Genomic DNA, 12,034 nt, shown 5'->3' on the forward strand with positions numbered 1-12,034 from the left:
CCTGTATGCGAGTTTTCGCCGATCGACTGGTGGAGCAGTTAGCTAAACAGCTCCACCCGACCTACTTAATTTTCGGCAACGAGCCGCTACTCCTGCAAGAATCTCGTCAAGCGATCCAAAAAGCCGCCCACCAGCAAGGTTTCGAAGAAAGACACAGATTTGCAATTGATAGCTCGTTTGACTGGAATCTGGTCTATGACTGCTGTCAGGCTATGAGCCTGTTTTCGGCCAGACAGATTATTGAACTTGAGCTCCCTGAAGCAGGTGTTAACGCCGGCATAGCAAAAGAGCTGCTATCAGTATCAGATTTACTCCATAGCGATGTCATTCTGGTTCTAATTGGAAGCAAGCTGACCAAGGCCCAAGAGAGTGCCAAGTGGTTTAAAGCTCTCTCAGGAACGGGCTGCCTGATAAACTGCCTCACGCCAGATATCCAGCGCCTACCTCAGTTTGTTCAAATCCGTTGCCGCGCTCTTGGTCTTAAGCCGGACCCTGAAGCAGTTCAAATGCTGGCTCAATGGCACGAAGGTAACTTGTTTGCACTAACTCAGAGTTTGGAAAAACTGGCTCTGCTCTATCCAGATGGCGTACTTAATCTTATTCGGTTAGAAGAGTCCCTTAGCCGTCACAACCATTTTACTGCGTTTCATTGGATAGACGCCCTATTGGCGGGCAAGGCTAAGCGTTCTCAGCGCATCCTTCGCCAACTGGAAGCTGAAGGTGTAGAAACCGTCATCCTAGCCCGCACAGTACAAAAGGAACTCACACAGCTACTGACAATGTCTCAGCTTCTACAAACACTGCCTATCGGACAAGTGTTTGAGAAATACAGAATTTGGCAGTCGAAGCGTCCTCTTTACTCTGCGGCTCTAAACCGATTGACACCAGTGAGACTGATGCAACTTCTGCAGTTATTGGCACAGGCTGAGAGGACAATAAAAACTCAGTACGAACAATCTAGCTGGCCACTATTACACCAGTTGAGTACTGAGATTTGCTTACCTCAAGTTAAGCTATAAAAAGCGTGGTATACTTCGCCGCCCCAAAACACACTACCAAGTGTCAATCGATTAAATAACGAGGAAAAAACCTTGCAACTTGAACAGTTAAACGAATTTCTAGTCGACAAAGTTGATGATATGAAAGCTCAAGACATTAAAACTATTGATGTTCAGGGTAAATCAAGCATTACAGATTACATGATCGTTTGTACTGGCACGTCAAAACGCCATGTTGCCTCTATTGCTGAACACGTCGCAAAAGAATCTAAACTAGCTGGTATTATTCCACTAGGTATCGATGGCGAAGCTGAAGGTGAATGGGTTGTACTTGATATGGGAACAACGATTATCCATGTTATGCAGGAAGAGCAACGCGAGCTTTACCAACTTGAAAAGCTTTGGGGCTAAGCGATGAAATTACAGCTAATAGCCGTTGGCACTAAAATGCCGAGATGGGTTGAAGAGGGCTTTCAAGAGTATCGTCGTCGTTTTCCACACGACATGCCGCTTGAACTGGTTGAAATTCCAGCCGGAAAACGTGGCAAAAACGCCGACATTGCAAGAATCTTGCAAAAAGAGGGCGAAGCGATGCTTGCAGCAGTGCCAAAAGGCAACCGAATTGTTACTCTCGATATTCCTGGCAAAAAGTGGGATACACCACAATTAGCTGAACAACTAGAGCATTGGAAACTTGATGCCAGAGACGTGTCTATTCTGATCGGTGGCCCAGAAGGTCTAGCACCGGCATGCAAAGCAGCCGCTGACCAGAGCTGGTCACTATCAGCACTAACACTACCACACCCACTGGTGCGCATTGTAATGGCAGAAAGCCTGTATAGAGCGTGGAGCATTACTGCTAACCACCCATATCATCGAGAATAACCATCAATGTTAAGGAAGCGTACCCTAATAAGGGATTACCATGAAGAAGCGCGACTATTTAAAAGCCGCGCTATCGTCGCTTTCATCGGTATTGTCGCTATGCTGGGCATCTTGGTAACCAACCTGTACAACATCCAGATTAACCAATACCAAGATTACAAAACCCGCTCTAATGACAACCGAATTAAAGTTGTCCCTATCGCGCCTAACCGCGGCTTAATCTACGACCGTAACGGTAAACTGCTAGCGGAAAACCGCCCAGTGTTCAGCCTCGAACTGACGCCGGAAATGATCAAAGATATGGATGATACCATTGCTCGTCTGCAAAAAATCTTAACCATTACTCCAGAGCAAGTAGAGCGTTTTCAAAAAGAACGCCGACAAACTCGACGCTTTAAATCTGTTCCGATCTTAAACCAACTGACACCAGAGCAAGTCGCCAAATTTTCGGTCAACCAACATAACTTTCCTGGCGTATCGGTTAATGCCGCGCTCAAACGTCACTACCCTTATGGTGAAGTGCTGACTCACGTTATTGGTTATGTGTCGCGTATCAATGACCGTGACATGCAACGTCTAGTTCGTGAAGAGAAAGATGCCAACTACCAGGCCACACGTGATATCGGTAAACTCGGCATTGAACGCTATTACGAAGATATGCTGCATGGTACGGCGGGTTATCAGGAAGTCGAGGTTAACAGTCGTGGCCGCGTCATTCGTACACTTAAGTATGTACCTCCGGTTCCGGGCAAAGACATTGTACTTAACCTAGATATTGACCTTCAGCTCTATGTTCATAAGTTGCTTGATGGGCGTCGCGGCAGCGCGGTCGTTCTCGATCCTGAAGACAACGGCGTATTAGCGATGGTGTCCAGTCCAAGTTACGACCCCAATGCTTTCGTTCATGGCATTTCAGGACAGGCATACAGCTCATTACTTAACGACAAAAACCGTCCCTTGGTGAATCGAGCAACACTCGGAATATATCCACCCGCTTCAACCATCAAACCATTTATGGCCGTGGCGGCGTTGCAAGAAGGCGTGGTTACCCCTTATACCACTAGAAATGATCCTGGGTACTGGAAGATTCCGAACTCTAAAACAAAGCCGTTCCGCGATTGGTTACGCTGGGGCCACGGCAAAGTAGATATTGTTCAGTCGATTGAAGAATCTGTTGATACCTTTTTCTATCAAATCGCTTACGATATGGGGATTGATCGCATATCGAGTTGGATGATGATGTTCGGATTCGGTGACTACACTGGCATTGATATTTACGAAGAAAGTAAAGCCAACATGCCAACCCGTGAATGGAAAATGGCACGACATCGAACGCCTTGGTATCAGGGTGACACTATTCCTGTCGGTATTGGACAAGGGTACTGGACATCGACCCCAATGCAACTTGCTAAGGCAACATCGGTACTCGTAAAACGCGGGGAGGTGGTCGCTCCTCACCTACTAAGAGCCACTATCAACAATGGTGAAATGTTTGAAAAACAACAGTTATCCGATATTGAAACTTATCCACCAATCGCTGGTGTCAAACCTCGTTACTGGGACATGGCCATTGAAGGCATGCGACTGGTTAACCATGGTAACAAGGGAACCGCTCGTCGAGCGTTCACTAAGACACCGTATGTCAGTGCGGGTAAATCCGGGACAGCGCAGGTGTTTGGGCTAGGTGAGGATGAAGAGTACAACGCAGATGAAATTGCGGAACACCTTCGCGACCATGCGCTCTTCACTGGGTTTGCTCCGATTGACAATCCAAAGGTGATTGTCACAATCGTATTAGAAAATGCTGGGGGTGGCTCTTCTCAGGGTGGCCCAGTGGTAAGAAAGATATTTGACCACGTACTCGTGGAAAACAAAGAGGCGAACTAATCATGGATTTGAATCCAGCAACGGGTCAAAACCGAGTTCTGTTTGAACGCTTCCACCTCGATCTACCTTTGTTACTAGGAATTCTGGTCCTGATGGGATTCGGCCTTGTCGTCATGTACAGCGCTAGCGGACAAAGTTTAGCCATGATGGATCGTCAAGCAATGAGAATGGCTCTCTCCCTTGGCGTTATGTTACTTCTCGCACAAATTCCACCACGCACTTATGAGGCGATGGCACCGATCATGTTTGCTGGTGGTGTGGTGCTACTACTAGGCGTGCTCTTTTTCGGTGAAGCCTCTAAGGGAGCTCAGCGCTGGTTAAACTTGGGGTTTATTCGCTTCCAGCCATCTGAACTGCTTAAACTCGCAGTGCCTCTGATGGTGGCTCGTTATATTGGTAAACGCCCTCTTCCGCCAACATTCCAGACTCTGGTCATGTCATTGGTCATGGTGTTTGTCCCGACAATTCTGATTGCTAAGCAACCTGATTTGGGTACCTCAATTCTAATTGCCGCATCAGGCATTTTCGTTATCTTTCTCGCCGGTATAAGTTGGAGAATCATTTTTGCAGCCGCCTGTGGCCTAGGTGCCTTTTTGCCTATTTTATGGTTCTTCCTGATGCGAGAGTATCAAAAGGTACGGGTGAGAACGCTATTTAACCCTGAGTCTGACCCACTTGGTGCGGGATATCACATTATTCAAAGTAAAATCGCTATCGGCTCAGGAGGCATATCAGGGAAAGGATGGCTGCAAGGTACCCAATCACAATTGGAGTTTTTGCCTGAACGTCATACTGACTTCATTTTTGCCGTCATTGCCGAAGAGTGGGGACTGATTGGTATTCTTATCCTATTAGGCTTGTACCTGTTTATTATTGGTCGAGGCTTGGTGTTAGCCAGCAAAGCACAAACCGCATTCGGTCGAATGATGGCGGGTAGTATCGTTCTCAGCTTTTTCGTTTACGTCTTCGTAAATATTGGCATGGTGAGTGGAATTTTACCTGTTGTTGGCGTACCGCTTCCTTTAATCAGTTATGGTGGTACATCCATGGTAACTCTAATGGCTGGTTTCGGGATACTGATGTCAATTCACACTCATAGAAAAGCATTTTCGAAGGCAATTTAAATGATAAACAAGCGACTACTGCTTACTCTTGTTGCAACTTGTACTATTTTGGCAGGCTGCTCTTCAGCACCATCAAAACGCTACACCATTGATGATGACATTGCGCCAGATGCACCAATTTCAGTCGATCATATTGAAGATGCTACTCCACAATACGAATCCTATAGCTTAGGAGGTAACAGTAACTACACGCTAAGAGGCAATAGCTACACCATCATTAAAGAGCCTAAAGGCTTCAAACAGGAAGGCATTGCTTCGTGGTATGGTAAAAAATTTCACGGTCACTTAACTTCCAATGGCGAAGTCTATGATATGTATTCCATGTCAGCTGCCCACAAAGAGTTGCCGATCCCTAGTTATGTCAAAGTCACAAACAAAGACAATGGAAAGACAGCGATCGTTCGCGTCAACGACCGTGGTCCATTTCACCCAGGCCGTATCATTGACCTGAGCTATGCAGCTGCAACGAAATTAGATGTGATTAAAACCGGTACTGCCAACGTCGCCATCGAAGTCATTACGGTCGATAAACCAACGCAAACCAATAAACAGGACTCCCTGACTAAGTTTGCCGTTCAGGTAGCCTCTTCACAATATCAAGATCGCGTTGAAACTTTAGCGCGAGATTTAAGTCAAAAGCTATCGGTGAAAAGCTACGTCAACTCGAGTAGTAATGTACACCGCGTCTTTTTGGGCCCTTTCGACGACTATATGTCGAGCCAAAAAGCACTAGAAAGAGTGAAAGAACTGGGTTATACCAGTGCTTTCATTAAATCCCACTAGTCCTCAATCCAGTGTACCCCTATTCCTATACTGGTTTGAGAGATTGATTCTGTTAAGATATGGACAGTTAACAATAAACCTGTAGTCAATATGAAAAAAACAACGCTAATTAAATCAGTTTTTGCGTCTTCTATTGCGCTTTCTGCAACCATCGCATCTTCTGCCTTCGCATCACCAATTGTGATGCCAGACGCGCCTCAAATCGCCGCTAAAGGCTACGTTTTGATGGATTATCATTCAGGTAAAGTTTTAGCTGAAAAAGAGATGAATACAAAACTCTCTCCAGCAAGCTTAACGAAAATGATGACCAGCTATGTTATTGGTCAAGAGTTGGAACGCGGTAACATCTCACTGCAAGACGATGTCACCATCAGCAAAAACGCTTGGGCAAAAAACTTCCCTGATTCATCGAAAATGTTCATCGAAGTTGGCACTACCGTAAAAGTAGAAGACCTCAACCGAGGAATCATTATCCAGTCTGGCAATGATGCTTGTGTTGCTATGGCTGAACATATTGCCGGATCTGAAGATGCATTTGTTGACCTAATGAACGCATGGGCTGACACAATTGGCATGAAGGACACACACTTCGCCAACGTTCATGGCCTAGACAACGCGAATCTTTACTCGACACCTTACGATATGGCACTACTTGGTACTGCGCTTATTCGCGACGTACCGGAAGAATACCGTATCTACTCTGAGAAAAAATTCACCTACAACGGCATTACTCAGTACAACCGTAACGGCCTGCTTTGGGATAAAAGCATGAACGTTGATGGTATTAAAACGGGCCACACAAGCAATGCTGGTTACAGCTTAGTAAGCTCTGCAACAGAGGGGAAAATGCGCCTTGTTGCCGTCGTGATGGGGACTAAAGATGCTAACGCTCGTAAATCAGAAAGTAAGAAGTTACTCAGCTACGGCTTCCGCTTCTTCGAAACCGTCGCGCCTCACAAAGCAGGTGAAACGTTCGTAGAAGAAAAAATCTGGATGGGTAATAAAGACACTGTGGCACTTGGGTTGGATCAAGACACCTATGTGACTTTACCTCGTGGACAAGCGAAAAATCTCAAAGCTAGCTTTATCCTTGAAAAAGAGCTTGAAGCCCCAATAATGAAGGGTGACGTAGTTGGTAAGCTATACTATCAACTAGAAGGTGAAGATATTGCCGAGTACCCACTACTTGCTCTTGAAGACGTAGAACAAGGTAGCCTATTCAGCCGCCTATGGGATTACATTGTCATGCTGTTCAAAAGCTTCTTGTAATCTATGTACTTAGCAAAAAAAAGCCGCCGTTAGCGGCTTTTTTTATTTATCTCAGTAGTGACTAGCGTGAGCCACGTCTTGAGTTCATCTCAGATAGACAGTACTATTCCGCGCTGCGAATAACGACTTTCCAACTTGGAGTTTCAACATGCTGAACATTAACTCAGATGCAAAATTGAGAGACCTGCTTGAGTTTCCTTGTTCTTTCACATACAAGGTAATGGGCTACGCTAAGCCAGAGCTACCAGAAAAGGTTCTTGAAGTCATCCAACGCCATGCTCCAGGTGATTACAGCCCAACAGTAAAACCAAGTGCTAAGGGGAATTACCACTCGGTATCAATCAACATCACTGCAACCTCGATTGAACAGGTTGAAACGCTGTATAAAGAGCTTGGTGAGATTGACATCGTGCGCATGGTGCTATAAAAAATTTGAATACACTCAAATTTTATTGAAAGCAGCGAAAGCTGCTTTCTTTTTAGATATCAATTAGATAAATATCCTACAAAAACTCTAGGGTTAAAAATGTGTTACTGGCATATAGTTCAATAACCAGAAGCAGTTTATAATCTTTCCACTTTACTAACCGACGATGGAAGAGCGGAATGCAAAACCAGCTTGTTGTGAAACATCTTGGTAGACAGGACTATAAGCCTATCTGGCAAGCGATGCACGATTTCACTGATAATCGAACAGAAGAAACGCCTGATGAAGTATGGCTTGTCGAACACAACCCTGTCTTCACACAAGGACAAGCCGGCAAAGCTGAACACCTGTTGAACACAGGGGATATTCCGGTCGTTCAAAGCGATCGTGGTGGGCAAGTCACCTACCATGGCCCCGGACAACTGGTCGCTTATTTTCTTATCAACCTTCGTCGTAAAAAGCTAGGTGTTAGAGAACTCGTTACACATATCGAGAACCTCGTAATCAACACTCTAAAAGCATACAATATCGAATCCGCTGCTCGACCTGATGCTCCTGGTGTCTACGTCGATGGCAAAAAGATTTGTTCCTTAGGGCTTAGAATTCGTAAAGGTTGTTCATTCCACGGCTTGGCACTAAACGTCAACATGGACTTGTCACCTTTCCTACGCATCAACCCATGTGGTTATGCAGGTATGGAGATGGTACAAGTCAGCCAATTAGATGGACCTGACGATATCGCTCAAGTTGAGACAAAGCTAGTCGAAGAACTGGTGACTTTACTTGGTTATGACCACGTAGAACTAGATACAGCCGCAAAATCGGCAAGCAACAACGAGAAGTAAGAGAAGCATGAGTAAACCAATCCAAATGGAAAAAGGCGTTAAGTACCGCGACGCTGACAAAATGGCTCTGATCCCGGTAAAGAACATGCCTACCGAGCAGAAAGAAGTTCTTCGTAAGCCAGAATGGATGAAGATCAAACTGCCTTCTGACAGCCAACGTATCCAAGATATCAAATCTGCAATGCGTAAAAACAACCTGCACTCCGTTTGTGAAGAAGCTTCGTGTCCAAACCTAGCAGAATGTTTTAACCACGGAACAGCAACTTTCATGATCCTTGGTGCAATCTGTACTCGTCGTTGCCCATTTTGTGACGTTGCCCATGGACGTCCACTCGCCCCAGAAAATGATGAACCACAAAAACTGGCGAAGACTATTCAAGACATGAAGCTGAAGTATGTAGTGATCACATCGGTAGACCGCGATGATCTTCGTGATGGCGGCGCTCAGCATTTTGCAGACTGTAACCGTGAAATTCGTGCTCTCAACCCTAACATCAAGATTGAAACCTTGGTTCCTGATTTCCGTGGTCGCATGGATATCGCCCTTGAACTGCTTAAAGATAACCCGCCAGATGTCTTCAACCACAACCTTGAAACAGCACCTCGCCTTTATCGTAAAGCGCGTCCAGGAGCGAACTACAAGTGGTCACTGGAGTTATTGAAAAAATTCAAAGAACAGCATCCTAGCATTCCAACTAAGTCTGGTTTGATGATGGGTCTTGGTGAGACGAAAGAAGAGATCATTGAGGTTCTTAAAGACCTTCGTGCACACGGTGTCACTATGCTGACATTGGGTCAATACCTTGCACCAAGCCGCCACCATTTACCTGTTGAACGCTATGTGCCACCATCAGAGTTTGATGAGTTAAAAGAAATTGCTCTAGAGCTTGGTTTCACACATGCAGCATGTGGACCATTTGTGCGCTCTTCGTACCATGCGGATCTTCAAGCTCAAGGTGTAGAAGTTAGCTAAATCAAACCATCTTTTGTTGCAAGGGTCGACATAATAAGTCGACCCTTTTTGTTATCGGTTGTTGAATGAATCACCACACTTCGGTAGGCTTAACCTACAACCATTACTACTAAGCGTATTCCAAGGAACTAGTATGAAAAAGTTTGGACTAGCGGCAATGACTCTGGCGGCCCTGTCTGCTGGCTGTGCTTCAAATACCGAGCAAGACAATTTTCGAGAAGCTTCATTTGAGCTTTGCAATACCGAAGTGGATATCTACTCAGTGAGTGATGACGGTCGCGTACGCATTGTTTGCTCTGACGGTTCTAAATTCGCACTGACGAATGAAAGCACGCTGGAAACGATGCGTGACATTAATATCGACTACTGTGACGGTGAAGGCTTAGGTAAATTCAACGAAAGCAGTAAGTATTACTCGTTCAAATGTAAGTCTGGCACTCTTCTTAGCCTACCTAAGTAACGGGAAATGAACAGTAAAAAGGGCCGATGTGACAACATCGGCCCTTTTTGTTTTCTCACTGTATTGGTTCTAGCTCGAGGAAAAGGTGGGAGTTTACGCTAGTAAATGAGCACCTTTGACAACAAAATAGACCAAGCCAGGCAGAACCATTATGCGTAAACTGGTAGACGCTTACAGATATCGAGCACCTTCGCTTTCGTTGCTGCGATAACTTCCTCATTACCGATGTTATCTAAAACATCACACATCCAGTTTGCTAGCTCTTTTGCGTCTTCTTCAGTGAAACCACGACGAGTGATTGCAGGAGAACCAACACGGATACCAGACGTGACAAACGGGCTACGAGGGTCATTTGGTACAGAGTTCTTGTTAACTGTAATGTTTGCTGCACCTAGTGCTGCATCTGCATCTTTACCTGTAATATCTTTGTCAATTAGGTCAACAAGGAATAGGTGGTTTTCAGTACCGTTAGAAACGATCTTGTAGCCGCGCTCTTGGAACTGAGCAACCATTGCTTTCGCGTTTTTAACTACGCGAGCTTGGTACTCTTTAAACTCTGGCTCCATCGCTTCTTTGAATGCAACCGCTTTACCAGCGATAACATGCATTAACGGGCCACCTTGACCACCAGGGAAGACAGCTGAGTTGAGTTTTTTGTACATCTCTTCACCCGCGTTAGACAAGATAAGACCACCACGTGGACCTGCTAGCGTTTTGTGAGTTGTTGTAGTGACAACGTGAGCGTGTGGTACAGGCGTTGGGTATACGCCCGCTGCGATTAGACCCGCAACGTGAGCCATATCGACAAATAGGTACGCGCCTGCTTTATCTGCGATTTGACGCATGCGAGCCCAATCTACGATCTGTGAGTAAGCAGAGAAACCACCGATGATCATCTTCGGTTTGTGTTCTAGAGCAAGTGCTTCCATTTCGTCGTAGTTGATTTGACCAGCTTCGTCGATACCGTAAGGAATAACGTTGTAGTGTTTACCAGAGAAGTTGACTGGAGAACCGTGTGTAAGGTGACCACCGTGCGCTAAGCTCATACCAAGAACAGTATCACCAGGGTTAAGTAGAGCCATGTAAACAGCACTGTTTGCCTGTGAGCCTGAGTGAGGCTGTACGTTTGCGTATTCACAGCCAAATAGCTGACATGCACGATCAATTGCCAGAGATTCAGCTTTATCAACGTACTCACAGCCACCGTAGTAGCGCTTGCCTGGGTAACCTTCAGCGTACTTATTTGTAAGCTGAGAACCTTGAGCTTCCATTACACGTGGACTTGTGTAGTTTTCTGAAGCAATAAGTTCAATGTGTTCTTCCTGGCGAAGAGTTTCTTCTTGAATTGCTGCGAACAGTTCCGCATCGTAATCTGCGATGTTCATATCACGCTTTAGCATCTGTATCTCCTGACTCAGATTGAGACTTTAAATTGCAAAAAAACCGACCTTTGACACTCACGCAAACGTTTGCATCAAGCTAATGACGCGCATTCTACATAATTTGATCTTTGTCATAAAGAGAAAATTTCAGTTTTTCTCATGCAGTTTTTTCATAATGCTTTACAGGGAATCTCATGTTGAGCACTTATCCGAACATTTCGCCAGCTAAGTGTCAATTCCATCCTTTACACCCCGTAAAACGATAATTACATAGGTTTACCTTAAATTTCACTCTCAAGCTACCGAAATCCTATTTTTTTAAATAGTATGCACGCCATTATTTACTTGTTAAATTTCAAATTGATGGAAAAACACTCAAGACGAGAAGATTGGGTCGCAATTTTGACCGGCACCTTTTTAGTCGCCCAAGGCTTCTTTTTCCTCCAATCAGCATCACTGTTGACTGGAGGCACAGCAGGACTGGCACTTTTAGCCAGCCAGATGACCCACTTTTCACTCGGCACTCTGTACTTTATTGCCAACTGTCCATTCTATTTATTAGCATGGAAGCGTTTCGGTACTCGATTTGCAATTAATAGTGCGATTTCTGGTGCTCTTGTGTCACTGATTACTGATCACCTCTATTTAGTCATCAGTCTAGAGACCATCAATCAAGTCTACTGCGCGATCGCTGGAGGCCTTTTGATGGGATTAGGGATGCTGATTCTTTTTCGCCATCGTTCGAGTTTGGGGGGCTTCAATGTGTTGTGCCTGTTCATTCAGGACAAATTCGGCATTTCAGTGGGTAAGTTTCAGCTGGCTATAGATTGTGCGATTCTTTTTGCTTCGTTCTTTTTTGTCTCTCCAGAAGTGATTGGTTTATCGATTCTCGGGGCTGTCGCTCTAAATCTTGTCTTAGCAATGAACCACAAACCAACTCGCTACTCGGTGACTTACGGTTAGTCGTTAACTTCTACTACAAATACAATTAAGCCCGCGAT

General features: G+C 45.1%; 13 protein-coding genes. 12 read left to right on the top strand and 1 reads right to left on the bottom strand.

The window, feature by feature from the left end; translation table 11 throughout:
• Nucleotides 1-5 precede the first annotated feature (5 nt).
• The 11 genes from holA (at nt 6) to DA100_RS18135 (ending at nt 9,651) form a co-directional block, all read left to right on the top strand.
• Complete coding sequence (holA, locus tag DA100_RS18085) at nt 6-1,019, top strand: DNA polymerase III subunit delta (RefSeq protein ID WP_138973402.1); 1,014 nt, start codon at nt 6-8, stop codon at nt 1,017-1,019.
• A 72-nt stretch (nt 1,020-1,091) separates the two neighbouring features.
• Entirely contained in the window at nt 1,092-1,409 is a 318-nt protein-coding gene (gene rsfS, locus DA100_RS18090; RefSeq protein WP_138973403.1) for a ribosome silencing factor, read from the top strand.
• A 3-nt stretch (nt 1,410-1,412) separates the two neighbouring features.
• Nucleotides 1,413-1,883, top strand: coding sequence for a 23S rRNA (pseudouridine(1915)-N(3))-methyltransferase RlmH (gene rlmH / locus DA100_RS18095; protein WP_138973404.1), 471 nt, complete (start codon nt 1,413-1,415; stop codon nt 1,881-1,883).
• 6 nt (nt 1,884-1,889) lie between these two features.
• Nucleotides 1,890-3,770, top strand: a complete 1,881-nt coding sequence (gene mrdA / locus DA100_RS18100) for a penicillin-binding protein 2 (RefSeq protein WP_138973405.1) — start codon at nt 1,890-1,892, stop codon at nt 3,768-3,770.
• 2 nt (nt 3,771-3,772) lie between these two features.
• Nucleotides 3,773-4,894, top strand: a complete 1,122-nt coding sequence (gene rodA, locus DA100_RS18105; protein ID WP_138973406.1) for a rod shape-determining protein RodA — start codon at nt 3,773-3,775, stop codon at nt 4,892-4,894.
• Nucleotides 4,895-5,677, top strand: a complete 783-nt coding sequence (locus DA100_RS18110) for a septal ring lytic transglycosylase RlpA family protein (protein WP_138973407.1) — start codon at nt 4,895-4,897, stop codon at nt 5,675-5,677.
• A gap of 90 nt (nt 5,678-5,767) precedes the next feature.
• Nucleotides 5,768-6,946: a serine hydrolase gene (locus DA100_RS18115; protein ID WP_138973408.1), complete on the top strand. Its 1,179-nt coding sequence runs from the start codon at nt 5,768-5,770 to the stop codon at nt 6,944-6,946.
• A gap of 148 nt (nt 6,947-7,094) precedes the next feature.
• On the top strand, nt 7,095-7,373 hold the full coding sequence (ybeD, locus tag DA100_RS18120; RefSeq protein WP_138973409.1) for a DUF493 family protein YbeD: 279 nt from the start codon (nt 7,095-7,097) through the stop codon (nt 7,371-7,373).
• Nucleotides 7,374-7,552: 179 nt separating this feature from the next.
• Nucleotides 7,553-8,218: a lipoyl(octanoyl) transferase LipB gene (gene lipB, locus DA100_RS18125; RefSeq protein WP_138973410.1), complete on the top strand. Its 666-nt coding sequence runs from the start codon at nt 7,553-7,555 to the stop codon at nt 8,216-8,218.
• A gap of 7 nt (nt 8,219-8,225) precedes the next feature.
• Complete coding sequence (lipA, locus tag DA100_RS18130) at nt 8,226-9,191, top strand: lipoyl synthase (protein WP_138973411.1); 966 nt, start codon at nt 8,226-8,228, stop codon at nt 9,189-9,191.
• 133 nt (nt 9,192-9,324) lie between these two features.
• Entirely contained in the window at nt 9,325-9,651 is a 327-nt protein-coding gene (locus DA100_RS18135; protein WP_138973412.1) for a hypothetical protein, read from the top strand.
• Between the two features lie 149 nt (nt 9,652-9,800).
• Here the strand turns inward: DA100_RS18135 and glyA are convergent, their stop codons facing one another.
• The gene (gene glyA / locus DA100_RS18140; RefSeq protein WP_138973413.1) at nt 9,801-11,051 is read right to left on the bottom strand and encodes a serine hydroxymethyltransferase; all 1,251 of its coding nucleotides are present in this window, start codon (nt 11,049-11,051) and stop codon (nt 9,801-9,803) included.
• Between the two features lie 345 nt (nt 11,052-11,396).
• Here glyA and DA100_RS18145 point away from each other — a divergent pair, with 345 nt between their 5' ends.
• Nucleotides 11,397-11,996: a YitT family protein gene (locus DA100_RS18145; RefSeq protein WP_138973414.1), complete on the top strand. Its 600-nt coding sequence runs from the start codon at nt 11,397-11,399 to the stop codon at nt 11,994-11,996.
• The last annotated feature ends 38 nt before the right edge of the window (nt 11,997-12,034 follow it).

The organism is Vibrio sp. Hep-1b-8 (genome assembly GCF_006124995.1).
Lineage (GTDB): Bacteria > Pseudomonadota > Gammaproteobacteria > Enterobacterales > Vibrionaceae > Vibrio.

Coding starts and splice junctions, on each gene's coding strand:
- DA100_RS18115 (WP_138973408.1), top strand. CDS start 5,768: ATGAAAAAAACAACGCTAATTAAATCAGTTTTTGCGTCTTCTATTGCG.
- holA (WP_138973402.1), top strand. CDS start 6: ATGCGAGTTTTCGCCGATCGACTGGTGGAGCAGTTAGCTAAACAGCTC.
- DA100_RS18110 (WP_138973407.1), top strand. CDS start 4,895: ATGATAAACAAGCGACTACTGCTTACTCTTGTTGCAACTTGTACTATT.
- DA100_RS18135 (WP_138973412.1), top strand. CDS start 9,325: ATGAAAAAGTTTGGACTAGCGGCAATGACTCTGGCGGCCCTGTCTGCT.
- glyA (WP_138973413.1), bottom strand. CDS start 11,051: ATGCTAAAGCGTGATATGAACATCGCAGATTACGATGCGGAACTGTTC.
- rlmH (WP_138973404.1), top strand. CDS start 1,413: ATGAAATTACAGCTAATAGCCGTTGGCACTAAAATGCCGAGATGGGTT.
- lipA (WP_138973411.1), top strand. CDS start 8,226: ATGAGTAAACCAATCCAAATGGAAAAAGGCGTTAAGTACCGCGACGCT.
- ybeD (WP_138973409.1), top strand. CDS start 7,095: ATGCTGAACATTAACTCAGATGCAAAATTGAGAGACCTGCTTGAGTTT.
- rodA (WP_138973406.1), top strand. CDS start 3,773: ATGGATTTGAATCCAGCAACGGGTCAAAACCGAGTTCTGTTTGAACGC.
- lipB (WP_138973410.1), top strand. CDS start 7,553: ATGCAAAACCAGCTTGTTGTGAAACATCTTGGTAGACAGGACTATAAG.
- DA100_RS18145 (WP_138973414.1), top strand. CDS start 11,397: ATGGAAAAACACTCAAGACGAGAAGATTGGGTCGCAATTTTGACCGGC.
- mrdA (WP_138973405.1), top strand. CDS start 1,890: ATGTTAAGGAAGCGTACCCTAATAAGGGATTACCATGAAGAAGCGCGA.